Origin of the sequence: Sphingobium sp. B8D3B (assembly GCF_025961875.1) — a bacterium.
Lineage (GTDB): Bacteria > Pseudomonadota > Alphaproteobacteria > Sphingomonadales > Sphingomonadaceae > Sphingobium.
This window is the reverse complement of sequence record NZ_JAOQON010000001.1, coordinates 1776974-1802097: the sequence shown is the minus strand read 5'-3', so window position 1 is coordinate 1802097 and position 25124 is coordinate 1776974. Positions and strand designations below refer to the sequence as shown.

The following is a 25124-nucleotide window of genomic DNA, read 5'->3' as shown; positions in this document are numbered from 1 at the left end:
TTCGAGACAAGCGGGCGCCGTCGGCCTGCGCACAGTGGCTTTTTGCGCACCGGTGCAGCGGATCGAACAGGGCGGTTAGTGGACAATTTCGTAGACTATGCGCTGGAGCGGGCCGCGCAGGGCCGGGGCCTGTTGGGAACATGGGTCAAGCTGCCGTCTCTGGAGACGCTAGAGCTGATCGGCCATGCCGGCTTCGATGTCGCGGTGATCGACATGGAGCATGCCGCGCACACTCTGGAGCGCGCCTACACGCTAATCGCAGCCGCGCAGGCGATGGGCATGGCCGCGCTGGTGCGGCTGCCCGATCATGGCGGATCGCCGATCCAGCCTCTGCTGGATGCTGGCGCGGATGGCCTACTGGTGCCGCGCATCACCGACCCTGCCCATGCCCATGCGGTGTGCCGCAAGATGGTGTTCAGCCCGGCCGGGGAGCGCGGTCTCGGCCTCACTTCGCGCGCCGGTCGCTGGGGTCTGGCGCCGATCCCGGACTATGTCGCGCGGGGCGACGGGCAGTGCCTGCGCATGATCCAGCTTGAGGACTGGGCCAGTCTGGAGCGGACGGCTGAGTTCGCGGCGGTCGAGCATGTGGGCGGCATTTTCATCGGCCATGGCGACCTGTTTCTCTCCAGCGGCAAATCGGCCGCGCATCCCGATGTAGAGGCGCTCACCGCCGCCATGCTCGCCGCGACCAAGAAGGCGGGCCTGCTGTCTGGCGTCGCCGTCGGCACCGCGCAGGAAGCCGCGCCCTATCTGGCGATGGGCTTCTCGCTGGTGATGGTGAGCAATGATGCGATGATGTTCGCCCACGCGACAGCGCAAACGGTGCAGGCGGTGCGGGGAGGGCTGGATTGAGGGCAGCGTGGCGCACCCCAGCCTGCGCTATTTGTCCTCGACGGAAGCCAGTTTTTCCTCGCGCGGCATCAACGCGCATTTGAATTGCGGCCCGCCAGCGTGGGCGCCTAGCGTGAATGAATAGGGCCGGGCCAACAGGTTGCGGTGTTGAGGAGGGATGACGGTGCGCACAATCAGGAACACTCTCGCAATGGCGGCCATGCTCGCGGCCGGCGCGCTCCTTCCCGCGAGTGCCACAGCCAGGGATGAGGGGAAGCCGGGCCCCATTGCCGTGTACGGCAATATCCAGACCTTCGAGATCGCGCCCGTGCTCCTGGCGGCCAAGACTTTCTATCCCGATGCTGCCACGGTGAAGATGGGCGGCATTCCCAATCTGGTTGGAGAGCCGATCATTGCCGGCTTCGGCGAGGAAGGCGTGGCGGATGTCGCCACGCATGCCGAGACGCAGGCGCTGCGCTACTCGGTCAAGCATCCCAATCTGCGCATCATCCTGCAGGTGACCGAGGGGCAGTATCGCATTGTTGCGCGGAAATCGGCCGGGATCGCGACCGTGGCCGATCTCAAGGGCAAGCGCGTCGCGTCGATCCCGCAGACGTCCTCGGGCTATTTCTTCCACAAGATGCTGGCCCGGGCTGGCCTGTCCTATGACGATATCGAGGTCGTCCGCACGCCCGGCCCGCTCAGCGAAATGACCAAGGCGCTCGCCGAGCGGCGGGTCGATGCCGTGATTATCTGGGAGCCGGAGAGCGAGAACAGCGCGCGCGCTTTGGGCGACGACCTGATCGAGTTCAGTGGCGATGGCGTTTATGCCGAGCAGTTCAACCTCAACAGCACGGCGGAAAATCTCGCCGATCCGGTCAAGCGCAAGCAGATCGTCCGCTTCGTCCGTGCCGTGATCGATGCGGCGGCGGCGCTCCGCAAGGACCCTGCAGCGGCGCAGGCCCTCGTGGTGGAGCGGGGCGGCCATTCGGTGGAGGAAGTGCAGACGGCGTGGAAGCACCACGCCTTCAACGCTGATTATCCTGCCGACCTGCTCGATATCATGACTGAGGAAGAACAGTGGCTGGCAGAGCGTGACAAGCGGCCGGCAAGGTCGCGCGCGCAGCTTGCGACGCTGATCGACCGCAGCGTGTACGAAGAGGCGCTGGCGCTGGAGCCGACGACGTGAGCGAGCCGGGGCGCATGATCCTCTCACGACGCGCGATCCTGCTCGGGAGTGCGGCGACGCTGCTAGCGGGCTGCGCAACCTCACGGATGGCCTCAGCGGGCGCGGGCGGCGACGCTGCGGACCTGACTGCGCGGCTCGCGGATGTCCGTGCGATCCGGGAGATCAAACGCCTCCAACATGTCTGGGCGCATTATGCGCAAGCCGGCCAGTGGGCCGACATGGCGCGTCTGTTCGCCGCTGACGGCCTATGGACCGACGGCACGCAATCCGTGACAGGCCGCACACCCATCGAGGCGCATCTGCGCAGCACGATGGGCGGCGACAGTCGCGGACTGCTGGCAGGGCATCTCAATCTGCGCCTGTTCCTCAGCCCGGTGATTACCCTCGCGCCCGACGGCCAGTCCGCGCGCGGACGCTGGCATGAGGTGGCGATGACGGGCGTGGACGGCCAGTCGGCTGGCTGGGCCGGCGGCATTCACGTGATCGATTATGTCCGCGTCTCCGGCGACGCTGGCGGCATGGGTGGCTGGGCGATTGCGCGGATGCACTATCACCCGCAATTTGCCGGCCCTTATGACAAGGGCTGGACGCATGTTGCGCCCAGCGTGCAGATGGTGCCGTTCCGCTATACGCCAGATCAGGCCGGTAATCCGTGGGGCGCTAAGCGTGCCGCACCGAGCCCGCTGCCGGTCCGCGAGATCGCAGGGCAGGCCGATCTGCTGGTCTCGCAGGGGTTGGTGCAGAATCTTCAGGCCGCGTTCGGCTTCTACCTCGACCGCAAGATGGACGACGATATCGTTGATCTGTTCACCGCGTCCGCGGTGATCGACATTGCCGGCACCGGGCAGTTTGTGGGCCATGCCGGCGTACGCCGTGCGCTCGCGCTGTTCGGCGAGGCCGGTCTGAAGACCGGCGAATTGAACGACCGTCCCCAGCTCATGCCGGTCGTGACGATGGATGCGGGCGGACGTAGCGCCACGGTGCGCAATATCGAGATCGGGATGACCGGTCAGCATGGCGGTGAGACCTATTGGTCGGCGACGATTCAGGATTTCACCTGCGCGCGCGGTGACGATGGCCGCTGGCGTATCACGGCGCTGCGCCGCGTGCCGGTGATGCGCGCGGCTTATGCAAAAGGCTGGCAGGCGCCGCTTGCGGCCGGTTTGCCCGGCGTGGCTGCGGCGCGACCGGACCGGCCCTCGCAACTGGCCGACGCCTCCTATCCCGGCCATCGACCCGCAATGGCGCGCTTCGCCGATGCGCTCGCGCCTGCGCCATCCTTTGCCAGCACCGGAGACGCAGCGACGCTGCTCGCCCGCGCGGCTGCCTTCGATGGCGCGGAAAACATCGCCGATGCCTATGGCTATTATATCGACGAGTTCCGCTGGGACGACACGGCCGATCTCTTCGCCACCGATGGCTGGAAGGAACTGTCCTATATCGGCACCTATGTCGGGCGGGAGCGTGTGCGGGGGTCGCTGTTCGGGCGCTATGGCAATGCCGGGCGCTCGGCCGCGTTCATGGCCATTCACCAGAAGACGCAGCCCTATGTGACCGTTTCGGAAGACGGTATGCGCGCCAATATCCGCCTGCGCTTGTTCCAGTTCAACAGCGCCGCCAAGGGGCAGGGGTCGTGGATTTCGGGCATCTACGAGAATCAGGCGGTGCTCGAAAACGGCGTCTGGCGCATTCACGGCATGGATCTCGATTATGTCTGGCTCGCCGATTACGCCGGCGGTTGGGCCGCGATCGTGCCGGGCGCCAGCGAGCGCTATCGCCCCAAGCCCGAGGATGTTGCCAAGAACCCGCCGGATGGCCCGCTGCGCGGCGTCACCTTCGCGCCTTATCCCGCCATCGCCCCGATGGGCTTCCATTTCGCCAATCCGGTGAGCGGCCGCGCTCCCGAGACCTTCCTGCACTGGTCGGACGGCCGCCGCGCCGCCGCCACGGAGTAATTCATGTACGAATCCGACGATCCCCGTTCCCGCCTCTCGACTGCCGCAGCCGGGGGAGCCGCGCCTGCCAGCGCCTTCGGGGCCTCCACTTACGCCCGCTTCTATGAAGAGGCCCCACAGGAGACGGCGCCCGGCCTCAAGACTTGGCTCACGCGTGGGCAGAATTTCGTCGTCGCTTACTCGCAGGCGGAAGAAGGTGCGGTGTTCGAACGAGCCGGCCAGATCGACGAATATGTCCTGCTGCTGCCGGATGCCCAGAGCGCGCTGACCATCGAGATCGACGGCGTGGCGCACGAGATTGCCGGCAACAGCATCAACTTCGTGCCGCCGGGCGATAGCCGCATCACGGTCCGCTCGGCTGGCCAGATCGTCCGGCTGTTTTCGCTGGAGGCGCAAGATCTGCTTGCGCGGGTCGTCAATCCGCAGGCCTATGCCGGGCCGCATTCGCAGATTCCGCCGTTCCAGCCGTGGCCTGATCCGGTCGATGGGTTCAAGCTGCGCAGTTACAGCCTGGATGTGCCGGACGAGCCGGGGCGCTTTGGCAAGATCTGGCGATGCACCACCTTCATGGTCAACGTCTTCCCGCCGCAGGGGCCGCGCGATGTGACCAAGCTCTCGCCGCATCATCACGATGATTTCGAGCAGTGCTCCCTGGCGCTGGAGGGCGACTATATGCACCATCTGCGCTGGCCATGGACGGCCAACCAGCATGACTGGCGCGACGACGAGCATGAGCGCTGCGGCGCGCCGTCGGTGTGCGTCATTCCGCCCCGCGTCATCCACACCTCCGCGCCGTCCGCGCCCGGTCGTAACGTGCTGGTCGATATCTTCTCGCCCCCGCGTGCCGATTTCTCGGACATGCCCGGCTGGGTGCTGAACGCGGATGAGTATCCGCGCGCGCAATGATGCAGTCGAGGAGGGGGACGAGATGACATCCTTGACCGATGACGCGGTGCGCAATCCTATCATCGATTGCCATGCCCACATCTTTTCGGCGGACATGCCCGTCACCAGCGGCGCGTGGATCACGCCGGACTATGCCTTTACTGCCGACGATTTGCTGGCGCGGATGGATGCGCATGGCATCCACTTCGCCGTCATTTCGGCGCTGAGCATTTCGGGCAGCTACAATGATTATCTGATCTCCGAACTGCGCCGCCACAAGCGGCTGCGCGGCACCGCCATCGTCCCGCCGGGCACGGATTTCTACGTGCTGGAGCGGATGCGCGACGATGGCATCATCGGCATCCGGTTGCAGCTCGCCCGCGCCGAATATCATGCCGATTATCGCAGCGACGAATATCGGCTGCTGTTCCGCCGCGCCCGCGATCTTGGCTGGCATGTCCATGTCGCCATCGAGGGGCAGAACCTGCCGCCGGTGCTGGATGCGCTGGTGGAGAGCGGCGTCGATATCGTGATCGACCATTTCGGCCATCCCGATCCGCAGGCGCCGCTCGATTGCGTCGGCTTTCGCGCGATGCTCGATGCGGTCGACAAGGGACATACCTGGGTCAAGCTCTCTGGCGGCTTCCGCCTTCCGGGGCCGGAGGCCTGGCGGGACGACCCCGATGGCGATCTGGAAAGCCTCGCCCAGCACGTCGCGGAACATCTGGTGTCGCGCGTCGGCACCGATCGCCTGCTGTGGGGCAGTGACGCGCCATTCGTCGGCTACGAACGCCGCATCGGCTATGAGCAGGTGCTGGCCAGCTACCGCCGCTGGGTGCCCGATCCCGCTCAGCGCGCCCAGATTTGCCGGACTGCACTCAAGCTCTATTTTTCCTGAGGTGTATCCGGCAGGCGCGCTGTGCCGAATTGAGCATACAGCGCTGCCTCTGGGGAGAAGATTACACGTCTGCCGGCTGGCAAACGCCTGACAACATGGCGGGATTTAAGCGTCGCGTGATGCCCGCGACGCTGCGGCCGGACATGCCATCATAGGGAGGGTGCAATGAATAACTTCAGATCTGGCGCACATGATCGCGCAAACTTTAATCGCATGTCTCGTCGCCCTTTGACGGGTGTTGGCCTGTCAGCGCTTGTGATAGCGCTCTTGGTTGCGCCTCATGCTGCCATTGCTCAGGAAGGCGAAGCTGCGAGCGGAGAAGCGTCCATCATCGTGACTGGTTCGCGCATTCGCAACCAGGCATTCAACGAGCCGACGCCCGCGACAGTGTTCGGCATCGAGCAGACTGAGAAGCTGGGCATCGTGAATGCCGGTGATATCGTCGAGCTGATCCCGCAGAATACGGCGTTCCAGTCGGACGCGACCGCCGGCATCACCGCGGGCGCGAATGTCGGCGCTTCCTATGCGAACCTGCGCGGGCTCAACCCGGATTCCGGCACGCGCACGCTCACGCTGGTCAATTCCCGCCGCTTCGTTCCGACATCGGACGGCGGTGCGGTTGACCTCAACCTCATTCCCACCGCGATGATCAAGCGCGTGGAGACGGTGACGGGCGGCGCATCGGCGGCCTACGGGTCGGATGCCATTGCAGGTGTCGTCAACCTCATCCTCGATACCGAGCTCGAGGGGCTGCGCGGGCAGGTCGATTATGGCCAGACCTTTCGAGGCGATGGCAAGGGGCATCATGGCTCGCTCGTCTATGGCACACGCGTCGGCAGCCGCGGCCATATCGTCATCGGCGGCGAATATGAGAAGAAGGACGGCATCGGCGATTGCTCGCTTTCGCGCGACTGGTGTGCGGAAAGCTACGACGTCTTCGTGAATGCCAATAATGTGCTGGCCAACGGCTCGCTCTCGGGCTTCGATCGTCCCGGCACGCCGGGCTATAGTCTGCCCAACTTCATCATCGGCCCCAATTCCAAGCAGGCGTTTAACGATGCGCGCGGCGTGGTTCGCAACCGTGCGCCCGCCGCGCCGGCGGCGCGCAACATCCGCTTCAATGACGACGGCACCGGCATCGTGCAGTTCGATCCGGGCACATACGTCCAATCGTCGCAGACCGGTCCGCGCCAGGGCGGTGACGGCGAATCGACCTATGCAGATTCCGACATCCAGACGCCAGTCGAGCGCTTCGTCGGCTATCTCTCCGGCAAATACGACCTGTCGGACACGGTCGAAGCCTATACCGAAGTCACCTACGCGCATCGCTCTGCCTCCAACAGCGGCGTGACGGCAGGCCCGCGCTCGACCTATTTCGTGCAGCCGGACAATGCCTTCCTCCCGGCCTCGCTCAAGACGCTGCTAGCCGGCACCCAGTTCAGCCTCGGCAAGGATGTTGATGCGCAGATCCCGGCGCTCAACTCCGTCACCGCAGATGTCTGGCGCGCGGTGTTTGGCGTCACCGGCGAGATCGGTGGCGGTTGGAACTGGGACGTCTATTATCAGTACGGCCGCAACAAGCGGCACCAGTCGGCCCGCTATTCGCGCGTGAACACCGAGTTCCAATATGGGCTGGACGCCGTGGTCAATCCGGCGACCAACCAGATCGTCTGCCGGGAACTGCTCAAGGCCAATCCCAATCCGCGCGCGCAGGGCTGCGTACCGATGAACCTGTTTGGTCTCGATAATCTCAGCCAGGCGGCCATCGACTATGCCTATCGCCCGGTGGTGGAGGACTTCCTCTATACCCAGCATGTCGCTGCCGCCTCGATCAGCGGCTCACTGTTCGACGGCTTTGGCGCCGGGCCGGTCGGCGCTGCCACGGGTGTGGAATATCGCAAGGAAAAGGGCGATGTGACCCATGGCGACATCCCCAATTACACCGACTATGCCTTCACCTTCGGCCTGGATTATGGCGGCACCATCGAGGTGCTCGAAACCTTCGGCGAAGTGAGCGTGCCGCTGCTGGCAAACCGGCCGTTCTTCGAGACGCTGGAGCTCAACGGCGCCGTCCGCTGGACGCGTAACAAGGCATCGGACGCGTTCACCAGCGAGGAGAAGACGACCGAGGCGGTGAGCTACAAGCTCAGCGGCATCTGGGAAATCGGCGGCGGTGTACGCCTGCGCGGCTCGCGCTCGCGCGATATCCGCGCTGGCGGCTTCCGCGAGCTTTTCCAGCGGCAGGTTGCGACCGAGGAAGGCTCCTCGCAGGGCATCGTCGACAACCCCAACATCGCCGGCGTGGGCAATGACGATCCGACCCCGATCCTGAATGGCGGCAGCTTCGCGCTGACGCCGGAGAAGGCGGATACGACGACGGCAGGTATCGTGTTTCGGCCGAGCTTCATCCCCGGCCTGCGCATGTCGGTCGACTGGTATCAGATCGCCATCGAGGATGCCGTCAGCCGGCTCGGCGGCCAGCAGATCGTCGATTTCTGCGATCAGTTCGACATCTTCTGCGATCGCATCACCTTCGTCTCGCCGACCAACATCTCGTACATCGATGCCCGCCAGGTGAACCTCGGCAGCATGACCGTGCGCGGCCTCGATTTCGAGTTCGACTACACGCTGCGCCTGTCCGACCTTTCGGCCGATTGGGGCGGGGCGCTCAACCTGCGCGTGCTGGCCAACCACCAATATGACTTCAAGGTGCAGGCCGATCCGACGACGCCGGTGATCGATTATGCCGGGCAGACCGGGCCGGTGAGCAGCGGCGGCAACTTCAACCCCGCGCCCTCGTGGATCGTCAATGCTTTCCTGAGCTATGATAGCGGGCCGTTCAACGCCACGGTGAGCATGCGCCGGATCAGCTCGGGCATCTACAATGTCGAGCGGGTGGGGCCGGAAGATGAAGGCTACGACCCGACGCTGCGCAACAGCATCAACACCAACCGCGTGAAGGGAGCGAGCTATTTCGGCCTCGCCATGTCCTATGCGATCCCGGTCGGAAATGGTGGGAACAGCATCGAGGTCTTCGGCGCGATCGACAATATCTTCGACAAGAAGCCGCCGATTGCGCCGGGTGGCGGTGGCCTGGGTGGCTCCAACTATCCGACCAACCCGGTCTATTTCGACACCTTCGGTGCGCGGTTCCGGACGGGCGTACGGGTCAAATTCTGATCTAACGCCAGCGCTGCAGATGCCAGCCGGGCTTCCGAAAGGAGGCCCGGCTTTCCTTTGTCGAAATGCCCACCCGGCCATTCAGGCCGGGTAGGCACGCGAAAGCAATGGACGTTAAAAAGGGGAGGCCGAAGCCTCGGCTCAGAAGCCGACGGCGTCGCTACCCTTGAGGCCGAGCAACGCACGGGCTTCGGCAGGCGTCGCAATCTCGCGGCCCAGGGCTTCGATCACGAGGCGGATACGCTCCACCTGCTGCGCGTTGGAGGTGGCGAGTTCGCCCTTGCCGATGAACAGGCTGTCCTCCAGCCCGACGCGGACATTGCCGCCGAGCAGCGCGCTCTGGGTGCAGAAGCCGAGCTGATGCCGGCCTGCCGCGAAGGCGGAGAACACATAATCCTCGCCGAACAGGCTGTCGGCCATGGTCACCATATGAGCGAGATTGCGTGGATCGGCGCCGATGCCGCCCAGGATGCCGAACACGCCCTGGATAAGGAAGGGCGGGTCGATGAGGCCGCGGTCGGCAAAGTGGGCGAGCGTGTAGAGATGGCCGATGTCGTAGCATTCGAACTCGAAGCGCGTGCCGAACTCCCGACCGACTTCCAGCATGATGCGCTCGATATAGGCATTGTCATTGTACATGATCCGCCCGCGCGCGCCTTCGACATAGGGCTGCTCCCAGTCGTGCTGCCACTGGGTGACCCGCTTGGCCGCGCCGGAAAAGTCGAAGATCAGCGGCCCCATGTTGAGCGAGCACAGCTCAGGCCGGGCCTGCTTGGCGCCTTCCAGCCGGTCATCAAGCGACATGGTGGCGCTGCCGCCAGTGGAGATGTTGACCACCGCGTCCGTCGCCTGCCGGATGCGCGGCAGAAAGGCCATGAAATCGGCCGCGCGGGGGCTTGGGCTGCCGTCTGCCGGGTTACGCGCATGCAGGTGCAGGATCGCCGCGCCGGCCTCGGCCGCGCCAATGGCGGCCTCCGCAATCTCGTCCGCGCTCACCGGTAGATGCGGCGACATGGAGGGCGTGTGGATCGAGCCGGTCGGCGCGCATGTGATGATGACCTTGGCGTGTTTGCGCATAAGCGGGTCTAAAGTCCTGCGTGACAGAGATATTTGAGGTTTTGATATTCGGCGAGGCCGTGGTGCGAGCCCTCGCGCCCGAGGCCCGACTGCTTGACGCCGCCAAAGGGCGCAAAAGGCGTCGAGATGAGGCCGGTGTTGATGCCGACGATGCCGCTCTCCAGATCCCGCCCTACGCGGGCAATCGTCGCCGGATCGCTTGAGCAGAGATAAGCAGCGAGGCCAAAGGGCGTGTCGTTCGCCAGCCGCACGCCGTCCTCCACGCTGGCAAAGCCGATGACACCGGCCAGCGGTCCAAAGGTCTCCTCCCGGGTCAGCAGCGCATCCGAGGCGACGTCGCCAATCAGCGTCGGCACCGCGATGCGCCCGCCCGGCGATGCGCCCCCGGCAATCAGACGTCCGCCACGGCGCAGCGCATCCTCGCGATGCTCGTCAATCTTGGCGATGGCGCGATCGTCGATCATCGGGCCGACATCAATGCCATCTTCAAAGCCGTCGCCAGCCTTCATCGTCGCGACCTTGCTACCAAACGCGTCGAGAAAGCGGTCGCGGATGCCATTCTGCACATAGATGCGGTTCGCCGCGACGCAGCTCTGGCCGCCATTACGGAACTTGGCGACCATTGCCGTTTCGACGGCGGTGTCGAGGTCGGCATCGTCGAAGATCAGCAGCGGCGCATTGCCGCCCAGTTCGAGGCCGAGCCGCTTGATCGTCGGGGCGCAGGCTTCCGCCAGCATCGCGCCCACCGGGGTCGAGCCGGTGAAGGAGAGTTTGCGGACGATCGGCGATCCGGTCATCACCGGGCCGATAGTCTTGGAATTGCCGGTGACGACGCTGAAAACGCCCGCCGGCACGCCTGCTTCTTCACCCAGCTTGGCAAAGGCCAGTGCCGTGAGCGGCGTCAGCTCGGCCGGCTTGGCGACCATGGTGCAGCCGGCGGCCAGCGCCGGCCCGACCTTGCGCGTGAGCATGGCGAGCGGGAAGTTCCATGGCGTGATCGCCACGCACACGCCGATCGGCTCGCGCTCGACCATGAGGCGGCGGCCGGTCACCGGGGCGGGGATGATCTCGCCCAACGAGCGGGTCGCCTCATCGGCGTAGAACTCCAGGAAGCCCGCGCCATAGTCGACCTCGGCGCGCGATTCCTTGAGCGCCTTGCCGTTCTCCAACGTGATGAGCCGGGCGAAGTCCTCCTTGTGCTGGATGACCAGCTCATACCAGCGCCGCAGGATCGCGCCGCGCTCCTTGGCGGGCCGTCGTGCCCATAGCGGAAAGGCGCGGTTCGCGGCGTCGATGGCCTCAGACACTTGCGCTTCGCTGACGCGCGGCACCTGTCCGACGGTTTCGAGCGTGTAGGGATCGTCGACGGCGATGGGGTCGCCACTGCCATCCACCCATTTGCCGGCCACATAGGCCTTGGAAAGCAGAAGATCCTTCTCGTCGAGTTCGCCGCGCTGTCTGCTCATGGGCCTGCTCACTTTGCTTCTTGATCGTCCAGGTTCGGATTTGTGATCGGGGTATCACTCTCGAACAAATGCTCGAACCGGCGATAGGTGCACAGCCAGCGCCCGCCGGCGCCGCGAACATAGCGGTCGGTCGCGAGCGAGATCGTCACTGGCGGATGGGTGGGGAGGGGGCGCACGCCATCGGCGGCGTAGAGGAACAGGTAGTTCGTCGCTTCCGCGCTGTCCGGCCCGGTGAACCAGGCCCGGAAGTTGGTGAAAGCGTGGACCGCGAGCCGCTCGCCGCGTTCGGCGCGCCAGTCATAGAATTGCTGGATCTTCACGCGGCCGTTATAGGAGGCGAACTGGCCGTGGAAGACGGCATCCTCGGTATAATAATCCGAGGCCTTGCGCCCCTTGTTGGTATCGATCTCGTGCCAATATTCGGTCAGCTGCAGCGACAATATTTGGTTCAGATCAAGCACTTCCCTGGCAACCATTGTGTCTTCCGTCCTCCATGTCCCGCCTGTCTGCGTGGAGACCGGGCTGACATAGAGGTTGCGTCGCCGCTTGCCCGGGCGGGCAGGATGACTTGCTCAGGAAGGCGCCCGCGCGGCTGGTCAGTTCGAGCCAGCGCGCCGGTAATCGCGCGGCGCCATGCCGAAATGCTCGTGGAAGGTGCGGGTGAAATGCGCCGCGCTGTTAAACCCCCAGGCGAAGGCGATCTCGGTCAGCGTATGGCCGGCCCAGGCGGGGTTGCGCAGTTGCTTGCCGCACTCTTCCAGACGCCGCCGGACGATGTAGCTCGACGCCTTCTCCCCGCGCGAGGCGAAGAGCGTGCGCAGGTAGCGCGGCGAGATGCGCAGCCCCTCGGCGACGCGTGCGGGCGTCAGTTCCGGGTCGCGCAGATTGTCCTCGATGTAGCGAATGACTTCGCTCTGTCGGCCGAGCATCACCGCCGAGCCTTCCGGCTGCTCGTCAAAGCCCATCGCATAGGCCGTGGAGAGCATTTCCAGCACGTGGCGAGCAAAGCGGCCATCATGATCGGAATGGAAGCCGCTCTGCACCTGCGTGTTCAGATTTTCGAGCATGGCGGACATGACCGCGGTCAGCCCCACCTCGTGATCGAGCTTGAGGCCGCAGAAGCGCTCGGGCGTCGGCAGGTGCTTCTTGATGAGGCCGGCATCCACGCGCAGCATGATGATCATCGAATTGTCGCCGAGCGTGAAGCTGTGCGGCGCCGCGCTGTCGCACAGCACGAAATCGCCCTGATCGAGCTGGGCCTGATGCCCGCAATGGTCGAGCACGCTGTTGCCGCGCGCCTGCATTAGGAAAGAATAAAGACGCGGCGCGCCGGGGCGGATATGATTGCGCGTCCGCTCGATATGGCTGCGGTTGGCCGCGATGCTGGCGAGCTGGATCGGCCCGAAATGGCTGAGGCTGAGCCGCGCGGCAAACTCGTGCCGGTCTGCGGGCGTGAAGTTCACGCGATTGAGCTGCTGTGAATAGAGCTTTGTCCATGCCGCCGCGCGCGTCGATATGGGGAAGGCTTCAGTGCTGTAGGATTCCATGCTTATCCTCTCCGCGTGCCCTCTGTCCTTCTATCGAGGCGTCCCGGCCGCTTTCCTTCAGGGTCAACCATTTCAAGGCGCTTTGCAAGTTTCCCATCGTCACACGCCGCCGGAAACGGCGAGGTTCGCGCCATTCACAAAAGAGGCGTCGGGCGAGAGCAGGTAACGGACCGCCTGCGCGATCTCGTCCGCCTGGGCCGCGCGCTGCATCGGCACGCGGGCGGCGCCGGCGGCCAGCCGCTCGGCGCTCAGCATGTCCGTGGCGACCGGGCCGGGGGAGACGCAGTTGACGCGAATGCCATCGCCGCCGACTTCCCGCGCCAGTCCGGTCATCAGGCTGTCGAGCCCGCCCTTGGATGCCGCATACCAGACATATTCCCCGGCCGAGCCATAAGCGGTCGCCCGCGACGAAATGAAGACGATGCCGCCGCCCGCGCCGCCGCGCGAGAGGGCCATGCGCCGCACGGCTTCACGCGCGGCCAACATCGCGCCGGTGAGATTGACCGCCGTTACGCGCTCGAGGGTTTCCGCCGAGACCTCCGCCAGGGGAGAGGCCTGGCCGGTGATCCCGGCGGAATAGACGAGCGCGCCGATCGGCCCCAGCGCCTGCGCTTCGTCGAACAGGGCAATCAGATCGGCCTCCCGCGCGCTGTCCGCCTGCACCGCGTGGGCCTGACCGCCGGCACTGGCGACGCTCGCTGCGACGGCCTGCGCCGCCGCTGCGTCACGCGCATAGCTGAACACGACATGGTAGCCGGACGCCGCGAGCAGCTGGACGATGGCGGCGCCGATGCCGCGGCTGCCGCCGATGACGATCGCGATGGGCTGCTGGCTCATGGAGCGGTTGCCTTTGCCTCAATGGGTTGGGGGGCTTCGTCCCGACCGAAATCATCCAGCGACTGTAGCGCGCGGCCGGCGGTCTCGGGCAGCATCAGCGTCGCAATGAGGGCGCACAGGATGCCGCCCATGCCGACGATGGCCATCGCCGCGCCCAGCGGGATGATGGCGGCCACCAAGGGCACGGTCATGATGAACAGAGCGCTCGCTGCCCGGCCGAAATTATAGGCAAAGGCCTGCCCGGTGCCGCGCAGCTCGGTCGGGAACAATTCGGTGAAATAGGGGCCGAAGCTTGCATAGATGCCGAACTGGAAGAAGCCGTAGACGATGCCGAACGGCACGAGGAACCATACATTCCCGCCCCATGGCCCGAACAGATAGATGGCGGCGGAGATCACGAAGCCGAGGCCGAACAGCCGGAAGGCATTGCGGCGCCCGACAAAGTCGCTGATCGCGGCGTTGAACAGAAAGCCGAAGAAGCCGCCGACGCTGTTGAACATCACACACAGCCCGGCCATCGCGATGCCGATGCCGCGCTCATTGGCAAGGAACACCGTCAGGTAGCTGCTCACCGCATAGCCCGCGCCCTGCGCGCCGACGGCCAGCAGCGATGCCAAGATGGTGATGCGGACGACCTTGGGCCGGAAGATGCTGGTGAGGCTGGTGCGCTTCCCGGTTTCCTGGGCGCGCTGCTGGGCCTGTTTGAACAGGTCGGAATCGTCCGATCCGCGCCGGATGAAGAAGATCAAGGCGGCCGGAATGATGCCGACAAAGAAGGCGAGGCGCCAGCCGATCTCGGGATCGAAGGCGGAGGCGAACGGACCAGCGATCAGGGCTGCGAGACCGGAGCCGACTGCCGCGCCGCTGTGCAGCGTGCCCAGCGCCTTGCCGCGATGCTTGGGTGAGACGATCTCGCCGAGCAGCACCGCGCCCACCGCCCATTCCGCGCCGAAGCCGATACCCTGCAACACGCGCAGCACGAGCAGTTGCTCGAAATTCTGGGCAAAGCCGGAGGCGAAGGAGAAGAAGGAGAACCACAGGATAGTGAGCTGCAGGATGCGGGCGCGGCCATAGCGGTCGCACAACCAGCCGCCGATCCAGCCACCGATCGCCGCCGCGAAATAATTGGCGCTGGCGATGGTCCCGGCCTCGGTCAGCGAGATGCCAAGGCCGACGATGAGCAGCGGGATGAGATACTGATAGACCAGCCCATCCGCGCTATCCATCGCCCAGCCGGCGCTGCACGTCCAGAACACGCGGCGGGTTTTGCGGTCCGCGCCGCGATACCAGGAGAAGAGGTCGGCTTTCATGGGGTGTCGGTCCTATAGCGCAGCTTCGTAGATGGCACGCGCATCGGATTCGGTGACCTCGCGCGGATTTCTGATGAGCAGTCGTTGCACGGTCATGGCGGCGGCGGCCATCTTGGGCACCGCGTTGGCGCCGATACCGAAGGCGGACAAGTGCCGCTCGATGCCGATGGCAGCGGAAAGGCGCTCGATCTGCGCGATGCCGGCCAGCGCATCCGCCTCGTCATTGCCGGTCCGCGCCACGCCAAGGGCAGCAGCGACCTGAGCGTAGCGAGCGGGGGCCGCAGGCAGGGTGAAGCGCAGCACATGCGGCAGCAGCAGCGAGTTGGCGACGCCATGCGGGATGTGGAACTCGCCGCCGAGTGGATAGGCCAAGGCGTGGACTGCCGCGGTATTGACCGGGCCAAGGCACATCCCGCCAAGATGCGCGGCGCGGAGCATAGCATCGCGCGCCTCCAGATCGGTGCCGTCCATGCAGGCCCGTTCGAGATGGCCGGCGATCAGGCGGATGCCTTCGAGCGCCCAGGCATCGACGACGGGATGGGCAAAGCGGTTGGCATAGGCCTCGATGCAATGCGTCAGCGCGTCCAGCCCGGTCGCGGCGGTGACGGCGCGGGGCATGGAGACGGTGAGTTCTGCATCCAGATAGGCGAAATCCGGCACCAGATGATCGCTGACCACGCCCTTCTTCAGTTCCGCCGCCACGTCTTCCAGAATGGCGATAGGGGTGACTTCGCTGCCTGTGCCGGCGGTGGTCGGGATGCAGGCGAGCGGAATGGCGCGACCTTGGAGAAGGCCTGTGCCGATGACGTCATCGATGCTCTGCGCGCCATCCATCAGCGCGGCGACGAGTTTGGCGACGTCCATCGCACTCCCGCCGCCCAGTCCGATGATGAAGCCGGCTTGGCTCTCGCGCGCCGTCGCCATGGCGGCCTCGAAATCGGCGAAGGTCGGCTCGCCGGCAATGGCGTCGAAAATCGTCGCGGCGCAGCCGGCTTTGGTGAGTTGGGAGGCGAGGGCTTCGCTGAGCGCACGCAGAGGGCTGCCGGAGACGATCAGCGCGCTTGCGGCCCCGGACGCGACGACATCGGCGGCACAGGCCGGCAGAAGACCGGCACCGATGCGCACCGTGCGGACATTGCGCAGGCTCAGAAGCTGTTTCGATTGCAAGGCTCACCTCTCCATCCCATCCCGTCTCTCTCTCGGTAGCGCGCGGCGTGCTGTCTTGATCTAGGCGGCAATATGCTTTGCCGCGCTCGTATCGGCACTTGGTGGCGGAGCCAAAGGGCGAAAGGGGCGGGGCTCCGCGCGAGCCGCAGGCTGACGAAGCGCGCCCGGCAGCGGTGCTAGCCTCGCCGCGCCTTTTCGACTCCGAAATGGAGGCAATTGATGGAATGCCGGGGGCGGACTGGGTTAGCGTCTCCTGCTCGATCGACAGGAAGGAACCCATGCCACGCTCCGGCACCTTGCAGGGCATAAGACCGGTGCCGCACCGCGCCATTGCAAGCCGCCCAATGACGTGTCCCCGTTGACCGTGGAGGGGCGGGGTGACGGAGCCAGATCGATCCGGCCAAGCGCGTCGTCATCGTGCGGCCCGGCTGATTCAGGAAGCTGCAGACCGCATCGAGGCCGCGCGCCATCTGCTTGAGATAGAGCACAACGATGCGGAAGGGGCCGGTGTGAGGCCCTTTGCCAACGGCGCGTTGCCGGTTGGGCTGCTCAGCCACGCGAACGAGCCGATTGCAGTTGCCCATCTGAATGCGGCCCTGGCACTGCGGGGCCATATCTGTGCGCGCCTGCTCCTGCGCCTGATTGCCGAGCCTGACCGGCTGATCCCGCTCGATGAACTTGCGTTGCTCCTGGACCGCGGCGCGATGTCGCGTGCGGCGATCAAGGTTCACATCTCCACGCTGCGGGCTGCGCTCAGCGAAAAAGGCCTCGCCGGATCGGCGATCGAGACAGGCCGCCGCAGCTATGCCTTTCGCGCGGCAATGCTGCCGGCGCTGTCCAACATCCTCGAAGCGTGCCGTTTTGGTGCTGATTCCGGCAGGAACGAATCAAAACGGGACAGATGAGGTGGGCCCCCATCGCATCGCTCCATCCACCCGTCCTTTAGCGGTTGACTTCCCGTGATCACGGCGCACAAAGTGAAGCTCGCATAACATAATGTTGCCTTAGAAAGCCAAAAAGGCTTCTAAAATTGCAGGGTCGCACCAGATGACAATCGACTTCAAGACATGACGGACCGCCGCTGACTGCCACGCGTTTGAGAATGATGTTGAGGCAGGGATAGGCGAGGAGACACGGGTTCAGTGTGAACCCCGCGAATATCCCAGGGACGGATCGTGATGTTCGATACAGCCAATAAGCCGCGCCCACCGGGCGTGGACGACGATGCGCGCGCTTGTCTGCCGGATGACCCGGTGATCGAGCGGGCGCGGCGTTTGCAGGCCCTTATGGGCCAGCGCAGTGCCCTCTTTCCAGAGCCGGTGATGGCCGATGACGCCATGGCGGCCATGCTGACGCTGTTCCTTGCCCAGAGCGAGGGGCGGACGGTCTCCCGGGCATCGTTGAACGGCGCGCAGGATCTGCGCAGCGATCCGCAAGACGAGGTGGTTGCAGCGCTAATCAAGGCAGGTCTGGTCCGCGCCGGGTCGGCGGGAGCGGGCGGGCCTGCTGTCGGCGAAGGCGATGCGATCACCCTGACCCCGATGGGATCGGCGCGAATGCGCAATTATCTCGGCGACCATCGCGGTATTGGACAATGAGTGGTCAACCCGACCACCTCACGGGTCTTATTCCCGCCGCTCGGCCCGGTCTTCCCGGTCAGTGAGCGCGGCTGGTGACGATAGGCTCCTCCTGTCTGGTGGTTACGGGACATGCGCCGGCAGAGACGGTGGTCTATCCGCCGCCTCTTCTCACAGCGGCGGCGCATCTTTCGCGCGCGGGGTGTTTCCCGCGCGGCGAGGGTAGTCCGATGCCGAATCGAAAGTTTTTTGACGTGCCCAATATCGTGCAACGCGACGCCGCAGCCCGGTCGGACGCGCCGGCTGATCCTCGCTCCGCGGAAGCTTCGAGCGTTCTGCGGGCCAAGGCCGGCCGCATGCACATGCTCGGCCGTCTGCGCAGCAAGCATTTCTACACGCCCGTCATGGCCGATCGCGCCATGGACGTGATGCTCTCTCTTTTCGTCGGTGAACTGCAGTCCAGTCCGGTGAGCGACACGGCCTTGGCCGTGGGCAACATGCTCAGCCCGGCTGAGGCCGCTGCAGTGATCGATAAACTGGTCCAAGCGGGGCTGGCCGTCGTTGCGGGTGAAGAACCCGAGCGGCGGACGGTCGGGCTAACGCCCCTCGGGTCCGCGAGGATGCGGAGTTATGTCAGCGACCACCCGGACGTCTGACAGCTTCGCAGGTCGACGACCGGCCTGAACCGTGTGCCGCCATCCCCCACGCTGGCGTGCGCATTCCCCGGTTCGGGTCGGGCGTCGACCGTTTTCTGCTCCGCAAGGTGCAGGCCGCGTCGCCGCTTCCCACCTCCCACACAGAGAGCGACGGCGCGGTTTGCGGGCGGTGCGCCCGCATGGGGAAAGAGGGTCAGGCGCCCATTCAGCCGCTCTCGTTCAGCGCCGGTTCAACGGGCCGGTCCTTGTTTCGCGCGCCATGCATCATCTGTCTTCTGCCCGTGGCGCAAAGCGCGCATCATTCGCTTGGCGCGGTCCGGTTGCTCGGTTAAGAGGCTGCGCATGACCGTTACACCGCTGCGTCGTGGCCGGCTGATTGCCGCCAGCCTGATCTCACTCGCCTTGCTGGCCGGCTGCGCGCGCAGTTCGAACCGCGTTGATACGCGCTATGTCGCGCGCGACGTCAGCACGCTGTATCTGGCGGGCCAGCAGCGGCTCGACAATGGTCGCTTTGCCGAGGCTGCCGTGCTGTTCGACGAGGTGGAGCGCCAGCATCCCTATTCGCCCTGGGCCCGTCGCGCGCAGCTGATGAGCTCGTTCAGCTATTATGCCGCGCGCAATTATCGCCAGTCGATCCAGTCGGCCCAGCGCTTTCTCTCCATCCATCCCGGCAACCGCGACGCGGCCTATGCCTATTATCTGATCGCTCTGTGCTATTATGAGCAGATCAGCGACGTGACGCGCGACCAGAAGCTGACGTTGCAAGCTCGTGACGCGCTGAACGAGCTGGTCCGCCGCTACCCCGATTCGCGCTACGCATCCGATGCACGGCTCAAGCTCGATCTGGTGAACGACCATCTCGCCGGCAAGGAAATGGAAGTCGGCCGCTTCTACCAGCGCCGCCGCGAGTGGATCGCCGCCGCGATGCGCTTCCGTCAGGTCGTCGATAATTACCAGCAAACCAGCCACACCGCAGAGGCGCTGCACCGTCTGGTCGAGAGCTATCTGGCGCTCGGCATGACGGAAGAAGCCAAGCGGGCCGCTGCCGTGCTGCAGACCAACTATCCTGATTCGGACTGGTATCAGCGCTCCTATCGCCTGATGACGCAGCACGCTCCGAGCGCCTGATCTCTTTCCGGCGCGTTGCGCTGGCGAAGGCGGGTGACAGCATGAGGGCAATGGATTAGCTCTGCACCGCATATGCTGACCGGCCTCTCGATCCGTAACATCGTGCTCATCGAGGCGCTCGATCTCGTGTTCGAGCGGGGGCTGACCGTGCTCACCGGCGAAACCGGCGCGGGCAAGTCCATCCTGCTCGATGCGCTGGGCCTTGCGCTGGGGATGCGGGCCGATAGCGGCCTTGTGCGTGCCGGTGCCGATCAGGCCAGCGTGACCGCGACATTCGATCCGCCGGCGCCCGGTTCTGCCCTGGCCATCCTGCTGGCCGAAAGCGACGTCGCGCAGGAGCCGGGCGAGCCGCTGCTGATCCGCCGCACGCTCAAGGCCGATGGCGGCAGCCGCGCCTTCATCAACGATCAGCCTTGTTCGGCGGCGCTGCTGCGCGATGTCGGCGCCTATCTTGTCGAGATTCACGGCCAGCATGACGAGCGCGGCCTCATCAATCCGCGCGGGCATATGGACCTGCTCGATGCCTTTGGCGGACTGGATGCCGGAGCGGTACGCACCGCACACGGCGTCTGGCAGGCTGCGCAGGCGCGGCTCACCGAGGCCCGCGAGACGCTGGAGAGCGCCGCTCGTGAACGCGATTATCTCGCCCATGCCGTGGCGGAGCTGACGGCCTTCGCGCCCGAACCGGGTGAAGAGGAGACGCTCGCCGCCGAGCGTGCTGACATGCAGAAAGGCGCGCGCCTCACCGAGGACATGGCTGCGCTCGATGATCTGCTCGGCGGATCGGACGGTGCGCTGGCCAAGCTGCGGCAGGCAGCGCGACGGCTGGACCGGATCGGCGAGGAGCATGAGTTGCTGACGCAGGCGCTGGGTGCCTTCGATCGCGCCGTGATCGAGGCCAGCGAAGCGGAGGAGCATCTCGCGCGGGCCGGCGAAGCGCTGTCCGTCGATCCCGCGCGGCTCGACGCGATCGAGACCCGGCTGTTCGATCTGCGGGCCTTGGCGCGCAAGCATCAGGTCGCGGCCGACGATCTGGCCGATCTTGCGGCGCGCATGAGCGATCAGCTCGCGCGGATCGATGCGGGTGAGGCAGGGCTGGCCGATCTTGAACGGGACGTCGCGGCCGCACGGCAGGCATATGAAGCCGCAGCCCAGGCGCTCAGCGATGGCCGCCGGGAGGCCGCTGCCCGACTGGACGCGGCGGTCGCCGGCGAACTGGCTCCGCTCAAGCTGGATGCGGCGCGCTTCCGCACCGATGTCGAGCCGCTGCCGGAAGGGCAGTGGCGCGCGTCCGGCAAGGATCGGGTCGAGTTCATGATCTCTACCAATCCCGGCGCGCCTTTCGCACCGCTCACCAAGATCGCGTCGGGCGGCGAATTGTCGCGCTTCATCCTGTCCCTCAAGGTCGCGCTCGCCGCGCAGGGCAGCGCGGGCACGATGATCTTCGACGAGATCGACCGGGGCGTCGGCGGGGCCGTGGCCGGCGCGATCGGCGAGCGGCTGGCACGGCTCTCCGGTGACGGGCAGGTGATCGTCGTCACTCACTCCCCGCAGGTGGCCGCACGCGGCGCAGCGCATCTGCTGATCGCCAAATCCTCGCACGGCACCATCACCCGCACCGGGGTCCATCCGCTCGACGACGCCGAACGCCGCGAGGAAATCGCGCGCATGCTCTCCGGCGCCGAGATCACCAACGAAGCGCGTGCCCAGGCCGAGCGGCTGCTGGAGGGGGTGTGAGGATGGTGTCGCCGTCCAGCACCACTCCCGACCCCTCCTCTGAAGAGGAGGGGAGATTGCGTCGCGCTGACAATCTGCACCTGGTCAGCGTACAGGCTGGCGTCACGCCGCAGCTTGCCCCCCTCCTCTTTAGAGGAGGGGCCGGGGGTGGTGAACGCCCATGAACCCCGATCGCCCCACCATGCTCGCGCGGGCTTCCCGGATGCGCCGCGAGCCAACCGAGCCGGAGCGCCGCCTCTGGCAGCATCTGCGCGCCTCACAACTCGGCCACAAGTTCCGCAGGCAAGCGACGATTGACGGCCGGATTGTCGATTTCTTCTGTCCGCAAAAAGGCTTGGTGGTGGAGGTCGACGGCCAGACCCATCTGCCTGAGCTAGACGCGGTCAGAGACCAACAATTGAGAGTGAACCAGGGTTTCTCCACCCTGCGCTTCAACAACAGCGATGTGATGACAAATATGGAGGGCGTTCTGACCCACCTGCGCGCGAAGCTCGATATGCTCCCGGATCGATGGCAGGCAGGCACCACCCCCGGCCCCTCATCTGAAGAGGAGGGGAGGAAGAGCGCATGACCGATCCCCACACACTCACCGAAGCTGAGGCCGCGAACCGCCTCATGCGGCTCGCGAAGGAAATCGCGAAGCACAACGCGCTCTATCACGCCAATGACGCGCCCGAGATCAGCGATGCCGCTTTCGACGCGCTGGTGCGCGAGAATAATGCGCTGGAGGCAGCTTTCCCGCATCTGATCCGTGCGGACAGCCCCAATCGGCAGGTGGGCGCTTCGGTGGCGACGTCTGCGCTTGCCAAGGTTCCGCACGCCAAGCGTATGTTTAGTCTCGATAATGCGTTTTCCGCCGATGACGTCGAAGAGTTCGTGGCTAGGGTTAGGCGCTTCCTTAATTTAGCCTCAGACGCTCCCATCACTCTAACTGCCGAGCCAAAAATTGACGGCCTATCGTGCTCATTGCGGTTTGAGAAAGGACTGCTGGTACGGGCATTGACGCGCGGAGACGGAGTCGTTGGCGAAGATGTTACGTCGAACGTTCAGACGATCGAGGACATCGTTCAACAATTGAAAGTCGGCGGAAACCTTTTCCCGACTTCGCCAGAAGTGTTCGAAGTCCGCGGCGAAGTGTATATGGAGAAGCGTGCTTTCGCAGCCCTCAACGAGAGATTGATGGACGCTGCCCTGGTCGCAGCGGAAGCTGTGGGCGAAACGTTAGACACCGAAGGGGTCAGGCAATTTGCCAATCCACGAAACGCTGCTGCTGGGTCTTTACGCCAAAAAGATAGCAGGGTTACGGCGTCCCGAACCCTGAAGTTTCTCGCTCACGGCTGGGGGGAAGTTACCGATTTTCCAGTAGAGACCCAGAAGGACGCTATGGACGCCATCGCATCGTTGGGGTTTCAGGTTTCCGATTTGGTGCGTCGCATCCAAAGTGTAAGCGAAGCGTTGGACCACTTCCAAACTATCCAGCAGCAGCGCGCCGATCTGCCTTACGATATCGACGGCGTGGTCTACAAGGTGGACCGGCTGGACTGGCAGGCGCGGCTCGGCTTCGTTGCCAAGGCGCCGCGCTGGGCGATTGCGCATAAATTCCCCGCCGAACAGGCCGAGACGACGCTGGAAGCCATCGACATTCAGGTCGGCCGCACCGGTAAGCTGACGCCTGTGGGGCGGCTCAAGCCAGTCACAGTCGGCGGGGTGGTGGTCCAGAACGTCACCCTGCACAATCGCGACGAGATCGCGCGGCTGGGCGTGCGGCCCGGTGACCGGATTCTGGTCCAGCGTGCCGGCGACGTGATCCCGCAGGTCGTGGACAATCTGACGCGGGATGCGGAGCGGGCGCCCTATGTCTTCCCCAATCATTGCCCGGAATGCGGCAGCGAGGCGGTCGCGGAGGAAGGTGAGGTCGATGTGCGCTGCACGGCGGGCCTCATCTGCCCGGCCCAGCGCATCGAGCGGCTCAACCATTTCGTCAGTCGCGGCGCGATGGATATCGATGGCTTGGGCGACAAGACCATTCGCGAGTTTTTCGCGCTCGGCTGGCTGGAGCATGGCCCGGCGGACATCTTCCGGCTCAGGCAGCATCGCGCCGATCTGCTGGGCCGCGAGGGCTGGAAGGAGAAGTCGGTCGACAATCTCCTCAAGGCCATCGAGGACCGGCGCGCGCCTGATGCCGCGCGGCTGCTGTTCGGCCTCGGCATCCGCCATGTCGGCGCGGTAACAGCGCGCGATCTGATGAAGGCATTCGCGACCTTGCCGGCACTGCAAGCGTGGTCGATGCTTGCCAATGCCGACCGGCTTCCGTTCGCATCGAGCGAAGTCGAGATGCTGATGCGCGAACGGGTCTCGACTTCGCTCGACCCGAACGGGGACGTTGTCCAACAGGCCAAGGCCACGCTCACCGCCATCGAAGGCATCGGCGGCGCCGTTGTCGAGGCGCTGGGCGACTTCTTCCATGAGGAACATAATGTCGCGGCGTGGGACGACCTGCTCTCGCAGGTGTCGCCACCGCCTTATGTTGTGGATGTGAAGGCCAGCGCCGTTTCGGGCAAGACCATCGTCTTCACCGGCAAGCTGGAGACGATGAGCCGCGATGAAGCCAAGGCGCAGGCCGAGGCGCTGGGCGCCCGATCGGCCGGATCGGTCAGCGCGTCGACCGATCTGGTGGTGGCCGGGCCGGGCGCCGGCTCAAAGCTCAAGAAAGCCGCCGACCTCGGGATCGAGGTGATCGACGAGGCCGCCTGGGCCGAGATCGTGCGGAGCGCCGGCTAAAGCGCCTCCGCGTCAGGCCAGCGCTGTGCGATACATGGCGAGCAACGCGGCCCAGGCCTTTTCCGCCGCGTCGTGGTTGTAGGCCTGGCTACCGGGCACGCACCAACCATGGTCGGCGGGATAGACCTCCACCGTTGCGGTCTTGCCCGCTGCATCGAATGCCTTGCGCAGGATCGTCTTGGACTCCGGCTCCTTGGCATCGTCATTCTGCGCCACCGCGACGAGATAGGCGGCATCGGTCTTGGGGATGAGCAGATGCGGACTGCTCGGCTGGTCGGTGGTCAGGCCTCCGCCATGGAAGCTGCCCACCGCGCCGATCCGTGCCGAAGCCACAGCGGCGGTGCGGAAGGAGAGCGGCCCGCCCATGCAATAGCCCTGCACGCCCGCCTTGCGGCCCTTGTCGACCTGCGGCTGCGCGTCGAGGAAGCTGAGATAGGCCGCCGCGTCATGATCGACCGCGGCATCGCTCATCGCGGCGCGATAGCCGAACAGGATCTTGCGCGACTCAGGGTTGCTGAAGTCGAACGTCCCGTCGATCACCGGCGCGACGGCATTGCGGTAGAAGGGGTTGGGCACGAGCACGACATAACCCTCGGCCGCCAGGCGCCGTCCCATCTCGCGGAACACCGGGCGCAGGCCCATGATGTCCGGCCACATCAGCACGGCGGGCCAGGGGCCTGTGCCGGCGGGGTGGAAGAGGGCGGCATCGGCAGAACCGTCGGGCGTTTTGATGGTCACATTCTTCTCAGTGACGTTGGCGACGGCCTGCGCGGTCGCCGCCCCGGCCAGACCGACGGCCGCACCGGTGGCCATGAACATGCGCCGGGTGACGCTCCAATCCTCGACCAGGCCCTGATGGATGTCATTGTCGCACATGCCGAATCTCTCCCTCGCAGCGTCAGG

The 25124-nt window shown here is 65.3% G+C and carries 21 protein-coding genes; 13 read left to right on the top strand and 8 right to left on the bottom strand.

Annotated elements, in window-relative coordinates; genetic code table 11:
* Positions 1-78 precede the first annotated feature (78 nt).
* From M2343_RS08475 to M2343_RS08450, 6 genes are all read left to right on the top strand, one after another.
* A complete protein-coding gene (locus M2343_RS08475; RefSeq protein WP_264576310.1) occupies positions 79-852 on the top strand; it encodes an HpcH/HpaI aldolase family protein in 774 nt (257 codons plus the stop codon).
* A gap of 190 nt (positions 853-1042) precedes the next feature.
* The gene (locus M2343_RS08470; protein WP_264576309.1) at positions 1043-2020 is read left to right on the top strand and encodes an ABC transporter substrate-binding protein; all 978 of its coding nucleotides are present in this window, start codon (positions 1043-1045) and stop codon (positions 2018-2020) included.
* Positions 2017-3975, top strand: a complete 1959-nt coding sequence (locus tag M2343_RS08465) for a nuclear transport factor 2 family protein (RefSeq protein WP_264576308.1) — start codon at positions 2017-2019, stop codon at positions 3973-3975. The genes M2343_RS08470 and M2343_RS08465 overlap by 4 nt, the downstream gene beginning before the upstream one ends.
* A gap of 3 nt (positions 3976-3978) precedes the next feature.
* Entirely contained in the window at positions 3979-4881 is a 903-nt protein-coding gene (locus M2343_RS08460; protein ID WP_264576307.1) for a hypothetical protein, read from the top strand.
* Positions 4882-4903: 22 nt separating this feature from the next.
* A complete protein-coding gene (locus tag M2343_RS08455) occupies positions 4904-5758 on the top strand; it encodes an amidohydrolase family protein (protein WP_264576306.1) in 855 nt (284 codons plus the stop codon).
* A 333-nt stretch (positions 5759-6091) separates the two neighbouring features.
* Positions 6092-8938 carry a TonB-dependent receptor plug domain-containing protein gene (locus M2343_RS08450; RefSeq protein ID WP_264576305.1) on the top strand — a complete coding sequence of 949 codons (2847 nt, stop codon included), beginning with the start codon at positions 6092-6094 and terminating at the stop codon, positions 8936-8938.
* Between the two features lie 141 nt (positions 8939-9079).
* Here M2343_RS08450 and M2343_RS08445 read toward each other — a convergent pair whose 3' ends face one another.
* From M2343_RS08445 to M2343_RS08415, 7 genes are all read right to left on the bottom strand, one after another.
* Positions 9080-10015, bottom strand: a complete 936-nt coding sequence (locus M2343_RS08445; protein ID WP_264576304.1) for a 3-keto-5-aminohexanoate cleavage protein — start codon at positions 10013-10015, stop codon at positions 9080-9082.
* Positions 10016-10023: 8 nt separating this feature from the next.
* A complete protein-coding gene (locus M2343_RS08440) occupies positions 10024-11481 on the bottom strand; it encodes an NAD-dependent succinate-semialdehyde dehydrogenase (RefSeq protein WP_264576303.1) in 1458 nt (485 codons plus the stop codon).
* Positions 11482-11489: 8 nt separating this feature from the next.
* Complete coding sequence (locus tag M2343_RS08435) at positions 11490-11957, bottom strand: nuclear transport factor 2 family protein (protein WP_264576302.1); 468 nt, start codon at positions 11955-11957, stop codon at positions 11490-11492.
* A gap of 120 nt (positions 11958-12077) precedes the next feature.
* Positions 12078-13028: a helix-turn-helix domain-containing protein gene (locus tag M2343_RS08430; RefSeq protein WP_181559011.1), complete on the bottom strand. Its 951-nt coding sequence runs from the start codon at positions 13026-13028 to the stop codon at positions 12078-12080.
* Between the two features lie 99 nt (positions 13029-13127).
* Positions 13128-13865: an SDR family NAD(P)-dependent oxidoreductase gene (locus M2343_RS08425; RefSeq protein WP_264576301.1), complete on the bottom strand. Its 738-nt coding sequence runs from the start codon at positions 13863-13865 to the stop codon at positions 13128-13130.
* On the bottom strand, positions 13862-15175 hold the full coding sequence (locus tag M2343_RS08420; protein ID WP_264576300.1) for an MFS transporter: 1314 nt from the start codon (positions 15173-15175) through the stop codon (positions 13862-13864). Before M2343_RS08420 ends, M2343_RS08425 begins: the two co-directional genes overlap by 4 nt.
* A 12-nt stretch (positions 15176-15187) precedes the next feature.
* The gene (locus tag M2343_RS08415; RefSeq protein ID WP_264576299.1) at positions 15188-16342 is read right to left on the bottom strand and encodes an iron-containing alcohol dehydrogenase; all 1155 of its coding nucleotides are present in this window, start codon (positions 16340-16342) and stop codon (positions 15188-15190) included.
* A 377-nt stretch (positions 16343-16719) separates the two neighbouring features.
* Between M2343_RS08415 and M2343_RS08410 the strand changes: the two genes are divergently transcribed.
* The 7 genes from M2343_RS08410 to ligA all read left to right on the top strand — a co-directional run bounded on the left by M2343_RS08410 (position 16720) and on the right by ligA (position 24221).
* On the top strand, positions 16720-17247 hold the full coding sequence (locus M2343_RS08410) for a helix-turn-helix domain-containing protein (RefSeq protein WP_264576298.1): 528 nt from the start codon (positions 16720-16722) through the stop codon (positions 17245-17247).
* A gap of 273 nt (positions 17248-17520) precedes the next feature.
* Complete coding sequence (locus M2343_RS08405) at positions 17521-17940, top strand: hypothetical protein (RefSeq protein WP_264603876.1); 420 nt, start codon at positions 17521-17523, stop codon at positions 17938-17940.
* Between the two features lie 335 nt (positions 17941-18275).
* The gene (locus M2343_RS08400; protein ID WP_181561347.1) at positions 18276-18575 is read left to right on the top strand and encodes a hypothetical protein; all 300 of its coding nucleotides are present in this window, start codon (positions 18276-18278) and stop codon (positions 18573-18575) included.
* Positions 18576-18917: 342 nt separating this feature from the next.
* A complete protein-coding gene (locus M2343_RS08395; protein WP_264576295.1) occupies positions 18918-19703 on the top strand; it encodes an outer membrane protein assembly factor BamD in 786 nt (261 codons plus the stop codon).
* A gap of 72 nt (positions 19704-19775) precedes the next feature.
* Positions 19776-21440: a DNA repair protein RecN gene (gene recN / locus M2343_RS08390; protein ID WP_264576294.1), complete on the top strand. Its 1665-nt coding sequence runs from the start codon at positions 19776-19778 to the stop codon at positions 21438-21440.
* A gap of 160 nt (positions 21441-21600) precedes the next feature.
* Positions 21601-22011: an endonuclease domain-containing protein gene (locus tag M2343_RS08385; protein WP_264576293.1), complete on the top strand. Its 411-nt coding sequence runs from the start codon at positions 21601-21603 to the stop codon at positions 22009-22011.
* The gene (gene ligA, locus M2343_RS08380) at positions 22008-24221 is read left to right on the top strand and encodes an NAD-dependent DNA ligase LigA (protein WP_264576292.1); all 2214 of its coding nucleotides are present in this window, start codon (positions 22008-22010) and stop codon (positions 24219-24221) included. The genes M2343_RS08385 and ligA overlap by 4 nt, the downstream gene beginning before the upstream one ends.
* Positions 24222-24233: 12 nt before the next feature.
* Here ligA and M2343_RS08375 read toward each other — a convergent pair whose 3' ends face one another.
* Complete coding sequence (locus M2343_RS08375; protein ID WP_264576291.1) at positions 24234-25097, bottom strand: dienelactone hydrolase family protein; 864 nt, start codon at positions 25095-25097, stop codon at positions 24234-24236.
* Positions 25098-25124 lie beyond the last annotated feature (27 nt).